This window comes from Paenibacillus sp. GL_099_B, from assembly GCF_057835695.1.
This window is the reverse complement of record NZ_CM174430.1, coordinates 2,369,851-2,386,321: the sequence shown is the minus strand read 5'-3', so window position 1 is coordinate 2,386,321 and position 16,471 is coordinate 2,369,851. Positions and strand designations below refer to the sequence as shown.

Here is a 16,471-nt window from a genome sequence, read left to right as displayed (position 1 = left end):
CACGCCATGATCAAATTGTCAGCCGGACAGGCGTACCGTTTTATGTTTGTCTACCTATATTCCGAACCCATTGCTTTCCTTCTGCAGCGCTTGTTCAAAATGAGCGGTTATCAAGGGTGGATATCCATCCTTGGCGGGTTTGCGATTAGTCTGATTCTTCTCTTTTTCACATACAGATTGGGAGCCGTTCACCCTGATCGACCCTGGATTGATTTTGGTGAAGAAATTGTGGGTAAGGTCATTCACAAGCTGTTCCTCGGTCTCATTGTGTTGCTGTGCCTGTATTTGATATCTGTTGACGTAGAGAATTTCATCGTTTTTCTGCAATCCATGTATTTACCCGAGACACCCATATGGCTGACAGCAACTATAACCATTTTATGTATCAGCCTTTCAGCACGCTCGGGTTTAATTACCATTGTCTATTTATCAGAAGGGATATTTCTGGTGCAAGTCTTCACGTCTACTTTTCTCATGCCTGCTGTAATGGGTGGAGGAAATCCTGACGTCCTTCTTGCCATGGTAACTCATCATGATCTGAAAGAAATATTGACAGGCTCGATTTCAACCATGCCTTGGTTTTCAGAATGGATGATGTTCCTATTCCTCGCCCCTGCCATTGCTTTCAGGCGGCCGCTTCTACGAAGTATGTTATTTGCAGGCTCTACACTTGCATTATTCATTATCGTGTTCTGGATGTTTACTTTAATGAATTTTGGACCTTACGAAGCCAGCAGTCTTCGCTACCCTTTGCTGGAGATGATACGTTTTGCCCGTTACGGCGATTTTCTGGATAACCTGGATCCCTTCCTGATTGCCATCTGGTCTACGACCATGTTTACGCGCAGCTCGTTTCTGTTATACGTCGCATCCATTTGTCTTGCTAAACTTACTGGGGTCCGGAAGGATAGGACGGTCGTCTATCTGCTGGCAGGAACAGCGGCTTCATATGTACTTCAGTATGCAAAAGACGCGGCTTCTTATGAATTAGCCATTCGTTCTTTCGCCATTGCTACATATGGCGTACTTATCGAATGCATGCCTATATTGTATGTTGTTGTTTACTGGCTGCGTTTCGGGAAAGGCAAAAAGACGAGCGAGGCTTCTTCCGCCCCGTCGCCTTGACTTTGAATTCAGTTCAGTTCAACTTTTTTCGCTTGTGGGTAAGGATCTGTATCTGGGAAAATGACCCCTTTTTTCAAAATCAAATTGGCATACTGCGCACGTTCACCGGTTGCAACAATGACATAGGCGCGAGAAGCTCTCTCATAAAACGCGAAACGCTCTTCATGATCAAAGGCATCCGTTATGCCCTCATGGTCAAGAATCAGCCTGCGATAGTCTTCCCAGATGATGGGCACCACTTGATCCCCCTTGACGACCTGCATAACGGCTGCCGGACGCTCAGCGTACGTATCGAGTGGATACAAACTTAAAATGGCATCCAGTAACTCCACTGTACCGAGCGCATCACAGCGAATCAGCCGCTGGGCATGACTAGCTGCGGGGAAGTTGCCATCAGCCAGTACCAGCTCGTCTCCATGGCCCATTTCAGACATGATCTTTAGCAGTTCCGGAGGTATTATTGCGGGAATGTTCTTCAGCATACTCAGCTCTCCTCAGTCAGCTCCAGAATTAGCTGGAGCAGATTCGTCTTCGTAACCTCACCATCATGTAGCCCAATTACCGCGATACAGCGGCACTTCCATTTTATCAGTAATTTCCAACGTTTGCATATTTCAATGTTCGCATAACGGTTATTCCAATGTGAATTCACATATGAACGGATCTTATCACTGCGCTGATATTCATAAATCCGTTTTGACAAAATTAATTGTTTAGCATATAGTTGTTATAACAAGTAAATGAATTGAGGCTATTTTGCTTAAAGAAAGAGAGGATTATATGGGGAACGACTATTCGCTCGATCAATCCATTGGATTCATGCTGGGCATGACACATCGCAAGGCGTCGGCTTTACTAGCCATACGATTCAAACCCTATGATATTACGACAGAGCAGTTTTCCGTTCTGTTCAATATCGGCAGAGGCGAAGGCGTGAATCAGAAGGAAGTCGCTACTCGCGTTTATAAGGACCAGCCCACAACTGCCCGCATTATTGATCTGTTGGAAAAGAAAGGCTGGGTCGAGCGCCGGACCAGTGAACAGGATCGCAGAGCCTACTTGCTCTATTTGACCGAAGAAGGAAAAAAATTGCTTGACCAGCTTGTTCCGCTCGAAAGAGAAATGAATAAAAATCTGATTGAAGGTATACCCGAAGACCAGATGGAAGCATTTAGACATACTCTTTCCCTCATGAACAGCAACCTGTAACGAATTTTACACCAGGGGGAATGAACAACTAATGAAATCACAATCATCGCAAGTCAAACTATGGACCACCGATTTTATCCTGCTCATGTTATGTAACTTTCTACTCTTTCTACAACTTCACATGATTGTATCCCCACTGCCTTCTTATGTGCAGGACCGTTTTCACGCCAATGCCTTTGAAGTCAGCCTCTTTACCTGTCTTTTTGCCCTTAGCGCCATTGCTGCCCGGCTCTATTCAGCCAAAGCATTAGAGAAGGGTCTTCGTAATGCCATGATCTATATTGGCCTGACAGTTGCCTCACTCGCTACACTTGGATATTATTTTGCTGCTGGGATTGCGGTCCTGTTGTTGCTGCGGATGGTGTTCGGTATCGGATTCGGTATGAGTAGCACGGCTTTCCCGACTATGGCGTCGGATATTGTGCCTGTGAAACGGATGGGTGAAGGTATGGGCTATTTCGGTCTGTCCACAAGCTTGGCCATGTCCATGGGTCCCATTATTGGGGTCACCGTGCTTCAGGGTGCCGGGTTCGTGACACTCATGTTATGTACGGCAGGTGTTATTGTGGTCATCTATCCGCTCAGCTATTCACTGACACGCAAGAAAGCTCGTAGGGTCAATGATGAGGCGATACCAACGCCACCCGTTGGAACTGCTGCAATATCAGGCACCAAGGTAAAGACACCTTTCAACCGCAAACTGATTCTGCCAAGTGTATTGAATTGTTTGCTGTCCATCACGTATGGCGGACTGGTCGGATTCATCGTTTTGTACGGAAAGGAAGCCAACCTGGCTAACCCTGCATTGTTCTTTTTGTTTAATGCTCTCGCTGTACTGCTGGTTAGACCGTTTGCAGGTCGGATCTATGACAGTAAAGGTCCAAAAGCGTTACTGATTCCCGGAGCGATATTCATCGCTGCTGGACTGATCATGCTCTCTTACGCTTCGTCGATGTCCATCTTGTTTGTCGCTGCATTTTTATATGGAATCGGATATGGTTCGATACAGTCTTCCATGCAGACCTGGATGATTCAGATTGTATCCCCCTCACAGCGCGGTATGGCTAACGGCATGTTTCTGAATACGCTGGATCTGGGGATTGCTCTGGGAGCACTTCTGCTGGGCGCTATTGCTTCCATAACAAGTTATACCGATATGTACCGTTATTCCACTGTGTTCATGATCCTATTTCTCCTGATATACCTGATTCAAGGGAAACGAAATGGAGGTTTTGCGGTGCCTGTGCATCCGCTATTGTCTCATACACATATCGCTGCGCAGGATTCCGATCGGCATGAGCATACCGAAACTGCATCTGAAAATAACACAACTACTCAGCAAAAAGATAATTGATGCAAATACACTGCTATCCTTCGATTCATTAAAACGCGTTTACTCTGTGAGGAGAGATACATCCCTCAGAGTAAACGCGTTTTTATATTTTAAATCAGAGTGGACTTTTCTTTCTCCGCCCTGGCAGATAACCACCGGGCTGTTTCACTTCATCATAATCATGTTCACGTTGATTTTGACCACTGCCTGATGTAGGCTGATTTCCCTGATCTGGCTTGACTGCCAATAACGTGAGTAGCCCTCCCACTGCCCCGGATGCGGCGAGAATACCAAACAGAAGGAAATGGTGGGAAGAAATCAACAATGACACGACAGGAGGACCGAGAGACACACCGATAAAACGCATGCTGCTGAATAACGCCGTAATGGTGCCGCGTTGTTCCTTGTCCACCCCTTCAGTAACCATAGCATCCAGACATGGCAGTGTAGCGCCTATTCCCGCTCCACCAAGGGTGAACAAACCAACAACTACATAAATGTTGTCAAAAAGCCCGATCACGCCAAGAGATACAGTTAAAACAGCAAGTCCGATAAAACCAAGCCATTTCATCCGTGTCTTGTTCTTTCCTATCCATTTTCCAGCAAAGAAAGACGCCAGACACAAGGCTGCCAGTGGTATAGCAAGTACAAGTCCTTTAAGTACACCCTTTAATTTGAACTCCGATTCCAACGTCTCCGACAGATAAAAGAGCACACCAAAGAGAACAAACATGCAAATACCGCCGATCGCAAAAATCGCATACAGCCAGCGGCCCTTTTCTTTCAGCACACTGCGGATGGAAGCAACAAATTCGGGAAAGCTCTTTGGTTCTTCCTTCCTCTTGGGTGTTTTCACCAGGAAAATAACCAGGACCAATGAAAGCACACAAAGTACCGGAATAGCCATAAAAGGCAAATACCAAATCCATACAGCCAAAGCTGCACCCAAAATCGGACTTAGTACCTTGCCGAAGGTATTCGAGGTTTCAATAATGCCAAGGCTTTTACTCACCTCATTTTCATCATCGAACATGTCACCCACCAATGGAATGACAATCGGGAATGCCCCTGCTGCCCCTATCCCTTGCAAAAGTCTGCCACCGAGAATGCTCCAGTATGCCGCATTTCCATTCAGCATCCAGGCTGCTCCTCCTGCTACCGCGCCTCCTGCGGCTGCAATGATGAGACTGGGGATAATAACGGCTTTCCTGCCGAATCGATCCGACAGATATCCTGCAAGTGGAATGAGCAGGATTGCGACGACCGCATAAACCGTAATTAACATGCTGACCTTGAATGAGGACACTTTCAATTCACGCTCAATCTGGGGAAGGATGGGGATCAGCATAGAGTTACCCAGTGTCATAATAACCGGGATGGAAGCGAGTGCGACGAGGTCCCACTTTTTATCTTTCATACCTCAACCACCTTTACAGAATCAGAAAACAACAACGTTATTGTGGGTTGTTCTGCAGCTGAATATACGGCCTATGTAAAAAAGGTCACTTGGGATGACAGCGCAAAAAGGCTGTCGCACTAAATTCAGTGTCAGGACAGCCTTTTCGCTATGCATTATGAAGATCAACAAATCAACTTATTTCAACACAAATTGTTGAAGGGCTGCACCGCCCCTGAAAACAATGCAGAGCTGCTCGATCTCACGCTCTGCCTTCAGGGAACAGCGAGCTGTGTTCCACTGAAGATTCTTCCCGTTAACTGTTCCAGCGGAACCAGGAACGACACAAGTGCCGAGCAGTGGGCCTTCCGGACCTTCCGCCCGAATCTCCAATTCGCCACCCTCTCCGAAGGCAGCCACCCGACACTCAAACTCACTAGCTTGCCGGAAAGCATTGTCGTGGAATGAAATCCAGGAAGAACGACCTTCATGATACAGCGGTTCGCTTGAAGCAATGGCTCGGACGGCTGAACGACCTTCCAGACACTCATCCAACAGAACACCTGCATATGCATCGTAATTTTCCGCAAACGTAGGCAGATTCAGCGCGCGTGCAGGAATAGTTTCACCCTCGATTTGGATTTCTGCGGTCTGACGAATATCTGCCGAGGAACGTCCAGCCATGATCGACCAGGTGGCTGTTTCAAGACAATATCTGTCACGAGTGACATCCCAGAAGGCCAGTTTCTGAGCAGGAATTTCGAAAGAAACATTTTCCACTGCGCCTGGCGCAAGATGAATCCGCCGGAAGCCGATCAACTGACGTTGTGGGCGCTTCACCCGTGAAGTTTGAGCGTGCCCATACAGCTGCACCACTTCATCGCTGGCACGCTCCCCTTTGTTCTCGACCTGCACTTCAATCTTCAGCACATCATCTCCAAAAGATCCCTGTGCCCGCTCCACTCGAATCGCCTTATACTCAAATTCCGAATAGGTCAACCCATGACCAAAGGGATACAGGACTGGACCTTCATGATACATATAGGTTGTATTGTTATGAATAATGTCGTAATCCATGATGTCAGGAAGCTGTGATTCATCCTCATACCATGTCATGTTCAGTCTGCCAGCAGGAGCATAATTTCCGAGCAGAACATCCGCAACCGCATTCCCCAATTCTTGGCCTGCATGCGTCAGGTATACGATTGCCGGAGCCACATCTTTCAACTCTTGCAGTGCAAATGGATAACTGCCAACAATGACAACGACCGTATTAGGGTTCACTTGGCAGACCTCTCTTACCAGTCGGGCCTGCTCAGGCGGAAGCAGCAGACTTGGGCGATCGATCTCCTCTTTGCCGTTAATATATGGACTATTACCTACAACAACGATAGAAACGTCACTATTCTGAGCAGCTTTTTTCGCCTGCTCTATTCCGTTAGCAATAACGTCCAGCTTGAACACAGCAGGTTTCTGTTTCCCTTCTACGGCATCCGGATTACCAGATGAACTCAAGTCCTCGGCTGTTTGTTCCTGCGTTGGGGACAGCACCAGTTGCCCCTGACGTTCATTCAGCGCCAATGGCAATCCGTTCCATGTACGCAACGTACTGTTTCCATCCGCTTGTGAATCAATCTGTACCACTTCCTTGACGAACCAGCCACCAATCTCAGGTGCATTCGCCTGATAGATGCCCTGTTCGGTTAACGAAACATAGCGATTGTTTTTCACACTGCGAAGCGTGTGACTTCCCCAGCCCCAGTCCTGATGGATGAACTCGGCGTCCTCCGCACTGCCTTCCGGCACGGCTACAAGCTTTCCTTCCGCACCGAGCGTGATCACCTTTCCATCGCCTGTCTTCAGGGTGATGCGATCATTCCCATCTGCAAAAGATACTTCCGCACCGCCAAGCTGCTTGCGCAGTCCTTCCAAAGCGGTAACACGATAAGGCAGTGTACCGCTGTACCAATCGGTATAGACCACATCCGCAAGGGGGCCAATTACACTAACCTTCTTCAATCTTTCCGATTGGAGAGGAAGCAGTCCGTCATTTTTGAGTAAAACGATAGACTCGGCTGCTGCTCTATAACTTAATTTGGCATGTTCAGGCGCACACAATACAGATTCCGATATCGAAGCATATGGGTTAAGTCCCGTCTGATCCAGTTGTCCAAGCCGCATCCGCACGCCAAAAATATTGCGAATGGCCCGGTCAAGATCCTCGACCTCCAGCAAGTTACGCTCAAGCGCCTCTTCCAAGGCAGATACGACTAAGTCAACCTCGTCTGTCAGACAGTCCACACCTGCTTTTAATGCCCCTGCCGCCGATTCCGCATGCGTGGCATGATAGCCGTGATAATTGACCGTCTGGGACAAGTCTCCCCCATCACACACGATAAATCCAGGCATGGCCCACTCACCCTTGACCACATCATTCACATATGGACTTTCAATGGCTGGTGTGCCGTTGATCGAATTGTAGGCTGTCATCATAGACAATGCCCCACCTTCTACGAAAGGCGTTTCGAATGCTTTTAAATAATATTCACGCAAGTTACGCGGATCGATGCTGGATGAACAATTCAACCGATCCTTCTCATTATTGTTGGCAAAAAAGTGCTTCAACGTCGCTACCATTTTAAGATAGAAAGTATGATTACCCTGCATACCCTTCACAAGAGCTGCCGACATTTCACCTGTCAGTACGGGGTCCTCACCATAGCCTTCTTCCGTTCTCCCCCAACGCGGATCTCGTTCCAGATCGACGGTTGGCGCCCATAAGGTCAAGCCGTGACGCTCGGGTGCACGATTGTGGTATGCTCTGGCTTCATCTCCGATGACGGAACCAATTTCGCGCATGAGCTTGGTATTCCAGGTGCTCGAAAGACCGAGCGGCTGCGGGAAAACGGTAGCCTCACCTATCCAGGCAACCCCGTGAGCCGCTTCGCCTCCCACATTATAGCCGGGTATTCCCAATCGGGGTACTGCGGCTTCGCGTGTAGGGATTAATCGGATTTTCTCCTCCGTTGTCAGACGCGCAATCAAGTCATTTAATCGTTCTTCCAATGGCAATGTTGCGTCCCACATCGGATATTGAATATACTCTTTCATACTAAACCCTCCTACTTATTCGTTAAGTTTGAGTACCTTCCATTCTTCCAATAGATCCATTGTACGCTTGCGATACTTTTGCCCTGCCTCCGGCTGATCAACCTGATGTTCATGCACATATGCGTTAAAGTAAGAGGATAGTATGCGATAGGCAAGAAGGCGTGCCTGTCCCTCATCGGACATATCCTGTGGACGGCCATAGCCTTCATGAAAACCAGTTGATGATTCTGTCGATAAAATAGCCTCAAACTGCCTGTCCGCAAACATGGAACGATCCCCATCAATGATGGCGGCAATGTTTAGCTCCCCGTTCTCCTCATGGACAAGCACGTTGGCTTCCCACAGATCGTTATGAACAAGAACTGGAACAGTAACCTGATCAAATAAATCCTTATTGGTTATGAACATATCTGCGATTTCTTCTCCCACACCTGGCATATACCCGACTTGTGACGCTTTGAGTGCCGTCTCTTCTGCAAAAGAGTTCAGCACCTCGGACCAATGATCCGAGCCTCTAATCGTCCCATCCCCTTGCGGCCAGCCAAACGATGCACCCTCAATCTGATGCATGACAGCGGTATAAGCGCCGAGCTGATGATATAACCGCTCTTTATCTGACTCCGAAATCGATGGATGATCCAATTGCTTACTGGGGATAAACTCCATAAACATGTAGGTTCTCGGAATGATCGATCCACTGTCATCACAAGCAATAATGTTTGGAGCGGGAATGCCTGCTTTACGGTAATATTCATAAACAACAGGTTCAGCAGACATCATTGTACGTTCAAATGAAAATAACGGATCGCCAGCAGATCCCAGCGGTATCTCTACCCGTTCTGGAGCCAAACGTAATATCACATCCGCGTAGGAAGCATGTTCAAGCTGAATTCGATACGTAGTATTAAAAAGTCCACCCTGCAACAGTGCAAAACTCTTCACAATGGTAGCGGTTCCAAAAGTATTTTCTACCAACTTATGCAGCATCTCTGCAGTAATGGTTTGGTGTAAACCTGAATTCGTTGTACTCATTTGGTATAGTCCCCTATCTTTATCTGTCGCTTTATAAATTGAACTAAAGAATATTTACATTTACCACTTCGATGACAGAACAACCTTCCGATCGCTGTTATCCCCAGATTTTTTTTGAATCACTTTTACAAAGGAGCAAATCTGGGGATAAAGGCGAACGCTACGCTTCTTCAGGTTATTTCTGTCCTCTACGTTCTCATGTAAAAGTTCAGTTCAATCTATAAATGATACTACCATTTCTTTGCTAGAACCATACTTCCAATGGCACGACAGTAGACAAACAGACGGCACCTTGCGGTACCGTCCTTCTGTTTATCCAATAAACATTACAGTTGAATTGTAATCGAGCTAGCACCTGCTGCTGCCGTAACGACAACACCATTTGCACCAGACGCTTGGGAACCGCCCTCTACGTCGGATACACTCTCGATGCCACGCAGCACGATATTCCATGGTTTGCCTGCACCTTCAGCACGAACTTCCAGAACAGAGCAGTTACGTGATACGTTAACAACCAGCTCCTGCTCAGCACTTTGGTTCACAACCACCGCTTGAGCGGAGTTGCCGTCAGCCAGTTCGAACAAGTGCAGGGACACATTATCCGCAAAGTCATAATCCGGTTTGCTATCCACAGCACCAACAGCAATCAGGCTGTTTGGCTTAACCATCATTGGCAGTGTTTTGAAGTCATGGTTTTCGCTAATCCAGCGTCCACCTTCAACTTTAGCACCTGTCAGATAGTTGGTCCATGTACCTTCAGGCAGGTAATAACGCACATCACCCTCCTTGTTGAAGATTGGAGCCACCAGGATCGAATCACCAAACATGTATTGTGTATCCAGGCTGTATGTTGTTGGATCGTCAGGGAAATCCAGCAGCATAGCGCGCATCATCGGAATACCTTTTACAGTCGACTCCACCGCAGAATTGTAAAGGTACGGCATCAGGCTGATTTTGAGTTTGGTAAAGTCACGAACAACATCCACGGATTCCTCGTCAAACAACCAAGGCACACGATACGAAGTGCTTCCGTGTAAGCGGCTGTGAGAAGATAAAAGTCCGAACTGTACCCAGCGTTTGTATACGTCAGGGGTCGCTGTACTTTCAAAGCCGCTGATATCATGGCTCCAGAATCCGAAACCGGAAAGTCCAAGCGAGAGGCCGCCTCGAAGTGATTCAGCCATGGATTCATAAGTAGAAGAGCAGTCTCCGCCCCAGTGAACCGGGAACTGTTGACCACCCGCTGTTGCAGAGCGTGCAAACAGGGCAGCTTCATTTTTGCCAATCTTATCTTCGAGCAATTCAAATACAGCTTTGTTATAGAGCTGTGTATAATAGTTGTGCATTTTAACCGGATCAGAGCCATCGAAGTACACGACATCTGTCGGAATTCTTTCACCGAAGTCTGTTTTGAATGAATCAACACCTTGATCAAGCAGGACTTCCAGCTTACTCTTATACCAATTAACAGCATCCGGATTCGTGAAATCAACCAGAGCCATACCTGCTTGCCACATATCCCATTGCCATACGCTGCCATCCGCTGTTTTTACCAGATAACCGTTCTCCATACCTTCATCAAACAAGTAGGATTTTTCTGCAATGTATGGATTGATCCACGCACAGATTTTGAGTCCTTTGTCTTTCAGACGTGCAAGCATACCTTCCGGATCTGGGAACATCGCTTCATCCCATACGAAATCAGACCATTGGTATTCCTTCATCCAGAAGCAGTCAAAATGGAATACAGAAAGCGGAAGATCACGTTCAGCCATGCCATCTACGAAATGGTTAACCGTTGCTTCATCATAATCCGTTGTGAATGATGTTGTCAGCCACAGACCAAACGTCCATGCTGGTGGAAGCGCTGGTTTACCTGTTAATTTAGTATAATTATCAAGTACATCCTTTGGATTATCACCGCCGATAATGAAGTATTCCAAAGTCTCTCCTTCTACGCTGAACTGCACTTTAGATACATTTTCAGATGCAATCTCATACGATACGCGTTCAGGATGGTTTACAAATACGCCATATCCTTTGTTGGACAAGTAGAAAGGAATGTTCTTATATGACTGCTCACTGCTTGTACCGCCGTCCTCATTCCAAGTGTCAACCACTTGGCCATTCTTAACAAACGGCGTGAAGCGCTCACCGAGTCCGTAAACGTATTCACCAATGCCGAGATCAAGCTGCTCGCGGAAGTACGCTTCTTTACTCGGACCTGTAATATAACCAGCCGCTCTTTGACCACTGCCTGTAATCCGTTTTCCTCCATACAGGAAGCTGACGTCCCAGCCGTTCGTTTTGTCGATTTGAACTTCGAGATTGCCGCTTTTCAAAACAGCACCTTGTTCATTTTTCGAGATGTCAACGTTTGCATCTTGAGTGTTAAGCTCAAATACAGGCCCTTTTTTTACTCCGCCTTTATGGTGATTCAAAGTTACACGAATAACGTTAGGCATAGGTGAGCTGTACGTTGCTTTAAGCAATGTACCGTTCAAAGTGTCGCCTTTGGTGCGAATATATTTAGTTGCCGCATATACGGTCAAAGAATCCTCTTTTTGCACAATATCACGAATGTCAGTCGGGTTTTGAACCTGGTACCCTTCACGAGTCATCCAGAATCCATCAGTAAATTTCATGTTTTCTTTCCCCCTTCAGTTATACTATAATAATATTGACATTAATAACGAATTTCTTCTCATATTTTGACCAAATATATCACGATTCTGATATTTCATATCCGATTCTTTATAAACACCACCAATCTATGGGAACGTTTACATTAATAATGATGCAAAAGGAGATTCTCATATGGAACGTGAACGATTACGGGAAGACCGGATTCACGGCAATGCCATGTATCCAGTCAGTGTATACCCGGATATTCAACAATTGAATGGCGACAGCATTCTCGATTGCCACTGGCACGATGAGATGGAGTTCACCATGGTGACTCAGGGCAGTGCTGTTTTTCAAATTGATATGAATACGGTAGAAGTCCAGGCAGGAGAAGCCATCTTTATCAATCGGGGCGAAATTCACGCCGGCTATCTAAAAGGCGATGTCCCTTGTGTTTTTTCATCCATTGTGTTTAACCCGGAGCTGTTAGGCAGCCGTACGTTCGATGCTGTACAGGAGAAATTCGTTGGCCCGCTTGTACACAAAACGGTAATCCCCCCTTACCACATCCAAACAGATGAAGCGTGGGGCCAAGAAATCATTTTTCATTTGAAACGAATTTTCGCTGATCATGCCGCCGGGACACCAACCTGCGAAATGACAACCAAAGCTTATCTCTATCTAATATTTGCACAAATGTTTGAACATATGAGACCTGCTGCACTCAAAGGGACCGTTCCGTCAGGCAGTCATGATAAAGTGGAGCGTCTGAAATCAGTGTTAAGCTATATTCACAAGCGTTACCCCGAACCACTTAAGTTAAAAGAACTGGCAGATGAGGCCAATATGAGCGAAGGACACTTTTGCCGCTTTTTCAAACAGATGGTGCAGAAAAGTCCGGTCGACTATATCAACTATTATCGCATCCAGCAGGCCTGTGTTCAGCTTGAGAATACTGATCACAAAATTGTGGATATTGCCATGGACGTCGGGTTTGAGCATTTGAGCTATTTCATTACAACATTCAAAAAACACAAGAACATTACCCCGTCCCAATATCGCAAAATGTTTTATGAAAAAGTGGCGATGGAACCTGCACTGGTCTAAGCTTAAACCCCTTTCGGTGCGGCATTCAGCACATTGAACTGACGATTGTTTAATGTTCTCCACTTATATTTAGATAGCAGACGCAAAGAAGGTGCTATAACCTGGTCGGTCGTAAGCACCTTCTTTATCATTCTGATGAATGGAATTAAATTTTACTTTTTCAATGTTTCCCATGAGCTGTACTCATGCACTGAGAATCCGTTAAAGGACGAATGCACACTTGCCATTTTCTCGACCAGCTTAAGCTGTGCTTCCATATATGCTGTACCCTCTTCATAAAAGGTAATAAAATCGCCTTCCTTGCTTTGCTTGGTCTCCACGGCGATCGATACCGTTTTACCCAAAAGTGACGCTTCCTCAAGCTCATCCTTCGCTACATTATAGATGGCCGCAGCCGTATCCCGGTAAGCCATAATGGTAATCGAGTCAAACTTGCGGATCATCCAGCTGCTTACATTCATCGTGGAACCCGGAATTTTATAACCATCCAGCCAGAAAGGCAGGTCAGCGGCTACAGGCACCTTCATCCGTGCAGCCCGATCGACGATGTATTGAACGTTCCCCTGCCACTGCGTAATCACACTGGCCTGATTGGTTTTCCACTCTGGATGTACATGAGGTTCAATGTCCAGATGAATGCCGGCAAATTTCTCATTGGGCTCTACTTGATTTTGATACGCTTCAACCCAGTCCAGAAAATCTGCAATTTGACCCCGGCTCTCCGTCAGTCCCCAGGCAGGTCTTCCATCCATAACGTCCACAGCAATATTTTTCTCTCTGGCTTGACGAATGAAAGATGTATAGTACGGAAGCTTTACATCCCGATTCATTTGTAGGTAGATCGTATTGATTTTGTTCGTTGTGGCAAACTTCAGCACTAGCTGAGGGTTATTTTGAATCTGTGTGGTATCCCATACCCAGGTTGCTCTTACCGATCCCTGAACTGTTCCATGGATGGTTTCATAACTGTCGACTGAGCCAAGTGCAGTGGCCTTGCAAACATAAGTATTCCCCGTAAACAGCATGAAACAACTAATTAACAAAATGAATTGGTATCTCTTTTTGCTTTTCATATTTGTACACTCCCTTTGATGTTATTCAGCTCTAACGTGCAAATCCGGATGAAATTCTGTCGTTTTATATTCATTCTTTGGATACTATTTCGAAGTACGACTATTTACATTGCTTTTATATGCAACATCATCTCTGAGACTCACGACGAAAGAATCATATATCATTATTTCGGGTATTCACACTTCTGTATTTATAGTTCTAAAGTCTCATTTATGAAAAACTTTTTAATTTAAGCTTAATTTCACCTCAACATGGGTCATTTTTTGCATATGTACAACAGACGACTCAAGACCTAGTAAGCGTTTTCCTGTGAAAATAAAAAAAGGCCGCCCAAAGGCGACCTATACTTCTCTCCCCGTTTCAAGGAAGAATGGACACGCTATTATTCGTTAATTACCAGCTGGAGCAGCTGGCGTATTCTCCACCATCTCATCAAACAGGGATACCAGCTCAATGCCTTCTGCCGAAATGCGTACCAGTCCTTTATCAGACAAGCGCAATTCCGGAATAACAACAAGCGCCAGCAGAGACAGCGTCATAAATGCGTTATTTAACGTACAGCCCGCAGACTGTAACGCTTCACTTATAGCCGCAGATTGAACTGCTACCACTTCAAAAGATTCCGTGGACATCAAGCCTGCAATGCGCAACGGGAATTCGGTCACACCAGAGGCAGTCACGACGGCTACACCGCCCTGCATTCCAATGACCCGGTTGCCCGCCTCAGCCATCAATGCGTCATCATTCCCGATAATGAGCAGATTGTGGCTATCATGTGCAACGGTCATCGCAATGGCCGCAGGACCTGTGAAGCCAATCCCTCCAACAAGAGCAACGGCGCGATTCCCCGTTTGTTTGTGACGCTCCAGCACCGCAATTTTGCAGATTTCACCTGATGTTGAGATGACTACATTGCCATGTTCCACCGTGACATTAACATGCTTCTCCTTGGTATCCACATGATTCTCCGTCACATGAATGACTTTTGCTCCAATCGTACCTTCGGTAATCGGCGCAGACAGCTCCATGTCCTTCGGCTGGATGTTGGCTTCCAGCTTTACAGTGTTCAGCGCCTCTTCCGGGTATGTGAAGCTGTCCCAGACCGCTGTCATTTTTCCGTTCTCTGCCACGACATGCCCTGCGGCAATCGTCATGCCTACACGGACATCAGCCAGGCGTCCATCCAGCAAAATAATATCGGCGATATTCCCCGGAATAACCGCACCAATGTCGCGAGCTACACCGAAACGTTCAGCCGTGTTAATCGTCGCCATCTGGAAAGCGGTAACTGGCTTCACCCCTTGAGAAATGGCCAAACGCACAACAAAGTCCATATGACCTTCTTTGAGCAGCGATTCTGAACTTCTGTCATCAGTCACCAGCATCATGCGACGTGTATCCAGGCCAAGCTCTGTACAGGCTTTGATCGTTTCCGCAACGTCATGCCATGCGGAGCCCTGACGCATTTTGGCGTACATGCCAAGCCGCAGGCGTTCCACCACATCTTCTTTCGTAACACATTCATGATCCCCCGTAACTCCGCTTGCTGCGTAGGCTGGCAGACGCCAGTCATCCGCTGCCCAGGTGAAGTGACCGTCTGCCACCTTGCCTGCTCGGAGCGTCGCCTGAATCTCACCGATCATCGTCTCGTCCCCGTACACGACCCCAGGGAAGTTCATTACTTCACCGAGACCAATCATATCCGGACCCCAGGAGAGGGCTTCCGCCACTTCTTCCGGTCCAATATAAGCGCCTGTTGTCTCCAGTCCAGGATGTGTGGAAGGAACACAGGAAGCCACCTGCATATAAGCAGCCATTGGCGTCGTCCGAGCTTCATCCAGCATCAACCGCAGACCTTTGAGTCCAAGCACATTGGAGATCTCATGCGGGTCAAAGAACCCTCCCGTTGTACCGGAAGGCAGAACGGCTCTCGCAAACTCCGTTACTTTCATTTGTGTACTTTCAATGTGACAGTGCCCATCCAGCAATCCGGGAGCAATGTATTTGCCTTCAGCCTCAATAATGCGTGTATTCTCTCCAATTGTATGGCTTACATCTTTGCCAACATATGCAATCCGGGCTCCCTGTACCGCTACAGACATGCCAGGCAAAATTTCACCCGAAACCACATTAACCAGCGTTCCGCCCCGAATGACTAAGGTCGCAGGCAGGTCTCCCCGTGCTGTTGCCACCAGATCCGGTACGCAATCCGCCATTAATGGGCGTTCAAAAGATGGTGTGTTCATGCTGCTGCCTCCTTCATTAAATAAACGATCCAAAAAAAATAGATTGTTACGATTATATGAGTCTCGCCGTCATGTGTAAAGAAAATTCACACCTATTGTACATGATCACAAAGGATGGATCATTTTTTATCCATGAAACCTAATCCGTCTGATCTCATGTCAGAAGAGATGAAATTACTATGTCCAGTGATCTCCTCCATACTTCTCACACCA

At 46.8% G+C, this 16,471-nt stretch carries 11 protein-coding genes; 4 read left to right on the top strand and 7 right to left on the bottom strand.

Going from position 1 to position 16,471, the window contains the following annotated elements:
- Positions 1–6 precede the first annotated feature (6 nt).
- Positions 7–1,125, top strand: a complete 1,119-nt coding sequence (locus AC3ITG_RS11135) for a GerAB/ArcD/ProY family transporter (protein WP_413377335.1) — start codon at positions 7–9, stop codon at positions 1,123–1,125.
- Between the two features lie 8 nt (positions 1,126–1,133).
- Here the strand turns inward: AC3ITG_RS11135 and AC3ITG_RS11130 are convergent, their stop codons facing one another.
- Positions 1,134–1,607, bottom strand: a complete 474-nt coding sequence (locus AC3ITG_RS11130; RefSeq protein WP_379434652.1) for an RbsD/FucU family protein — start codon at positions 1,605–1,607, stop codon at positions 1,134–1,136.
- Positions 1,608–1,905: 298 nt separating this feature from the next.
- Here AC3ITG_RS11130 and AC3ITG_RS11125 point away from each other — a divergent pair, with 298 nt between their 5' ends.
- Both AC3ITG_RS11125 and AC3ITG_RS11120 read left to right on the top strand, forming a co-directional pair.
- On the top strand, positions 1,906–2,334 hold the full coding sequence (locus tag AC3ITG_RS11125; protein WP_413377333.1) for a MarR family winged helix-turn-helix transcriptional regulator: 429 nt from the start codon (positions 1,906–1,908) through the stop codon (positions 2,332–2,334).
- A 31-nt stretch (positions 2,335–2,365) separates the two neighbouring features.
- Entirely contained in the window at positions 2,366–3,688 is a 1,323-nt protein-coding gene (locus AC3ITG_RS11120) for an MFS transporter (RefSeq protein ID WP_489253744.1), read from the top strand.
- 94 nt (positions 3,689–3,782) lie between these two features.
- Here the strand turns inward: AC3ITG_RS11120 and bcbE are convergent, their stop codons facing one another.
- From bcbE to yicI, 4 genes are all read right to left on the bottom strand, one after another.
- Entirely contained in the window at positions 3,783–5,084 is a 1,302-nt protein-coding gene (bcbE, locus tag AC3ITG_RS11115) for a bacillibactin exporter BcbE (protein WP_413377329.1), read from the bottom strand.
- A gap of 177 nt (positions 5,085–5,261) precedes the next feature.
- The gene (locus AC3ITG_RS11110; protein WP_489253743.1) at positions 5,262–8,174 is read right to left on the bottom strand and encodes a glycoside hydrolase family 3 C-terminal domain-containing protein; all 2,913 of its coding nucleotides are present in this window, start codon (positions 8,172–8,174) and stop codon (positions 5,262–5,264) included.
- A 15-nt stretch (positions 8,175–8,189) separates the two neighbouring features.
- Positions 8,190–9,206 carry a phosphotransferase gene (locus tag AC3ITG_RS11105; RefSeq protein ID WP_489253742.1) on the bottom strand — a complete coding sequence of 339 codons (1,017 nt, stop codon included), beginning with the start codon at positions 9,204–9,206 and terminating at the stop codon, positions 8,190–8,192.
- Positions 9,207–9,532: 326 nt separating this feature from the next.
- Complete coding sequence (gene yicI, locus AC3ITG_RS11100; RefSeq protein WP_489253741.1) at positions 9,533–11,851, bottom strand: alpha-xylosidase; 2,319 nt, start codon at positions 11,849–11,851, stop codon at positions 9,533–9,535.
- A 172-nt stretch (positions 11,852–12,023) separates the two neighbouring features.
- Between yicI and AC3ITG_RS11095 the strand changes: the two genes are divergently transcribed.
- Entirely contained in the window at positions 12,024–12,938 is a 915-nt protein-coding gene (locus AC3ITG_RS11095) for a helix-turn-helix transcriptional regulator (protein ID WP_489253740.1), read from the top strand.
- A gap of 152 nt (positions 12,939–13,090) precedes the next feature.
- Here AC3ITG_RS11095 and AC3ITG_RS11090 read toward each other — a convergent pair whose 3' ends face one another.
- Both AC3ITG_RS11090 and AC3ITG_RS11085 read right to left on the bottom strand, forming a co-directional pair.
- Positions 13,091–14,011: a hypothetical protein gene (locus AC3ITG_RS11090; RefSeq protein ID WP_489253739.1), complete on the bottom strand. Its 921-nt coding sequence runs from the start codon at positions 14,009–14,011 to the stop codon at positions 13,091–13,093.
- Between the two features lie 390 nt (positions 14,012–14,401).
- The gene (locus AC3ITG_RS11085; protein WP_413377317.1) at positions 14,402–16,258 is read right to left on the bottom strand and encodes an adenine deaminase; all 1,857 of its coding nucleotides are present in this window, start codon (positions 16,256–16,258) and stop codon (positions 14,402–14,404) included.
- Positions 16,259–16,471: the final 213 nt, after the last annotated feature.

What these genes read in the sequence shown, in the direction of transcription:
- AC3ITG_RS11135 (WP_413377335.1), top strand. Translation starts at nt 7, where the DNA reads ATGATCAAATTGTCAGCCGGACAGGCGTACCGTTTTATGTTTGTCTAC.
- AC3ITG_RS11130 (WP_379434652.1), bottom strand. Translation starts at nt 1,607, where the DNA reads ATGCTGAAGAACATTCCCGCAATAATACCTCCGGAACTGCTAAAGATC.
- AC3ITG_RS11125 (WP_413377333.1), top strand. Translation starts at nt 1,906, where the DNA reads ATGGGGAACGACTATTCGCTCGATCAATCCATTGGATTCATGCTGGGC.
- AC3ITG_RS11120 (WP_489253744.1), top strand. Translation starts at nt 2,366, where the DNA reads ATGAAATCACAATCATCGCAAGTCAAACTATGGACCACCGATTTTATC.
- bcbE (WP_413377329.1), bottom strand. Translation starts at nt 5,084, where the DNA reads ATGAAAGATAAAAAGTGGGACCTCGTCGCACTCGCTTCCATCCCGGTT.
- AC3ITG_RS11110 (WP_489253743.1), bottom strand. Translation starts at nt 8,174, where the DNA reads ATGAAAGAGTATATTCAATATCCGATGTGGGACGCAACATTGCCATTG.
- AC3ITG_RS11105 (WP_489253742.1), bottom strand. Translation starts at nt 9,206, where the DNA reads ATGAGTACAACGAATTCAGGTTTACACCAAACCATTACTGCAGAGATG.
- yicI (WP_489253741.1), bottom strand. Translation starts at nt 11,851, where the DNA reads ATGAAATTTACTGATGGATTCTGGATGACTCGTGAAGGGTACCAGGTT.
- AC3ITG_RS11095 (WP_489253740.1), top strand. Translation starts at nt 12,024, where the DNA reads ATGGAACGTGAACGATTACGGGAAGACCGGATTCACGGCAATGCCATG.
- AC3ITG_RS11090 (WP_489253739.1), bottom strand. Translation starts at nt 14,011, where the DNA reads ATGAAAAGCAAAAAGAGATACCAATTCATTTTGTTAATTAGTTGTTTC.
- AC3ITG_RS11085 (WP_413377317.1), bottom strand. Translation starts at nt 16,258, where the DNA reads ATGAACACACCATCTTTTGAACGCCCATTAATGGCGGATTGCGTACCG.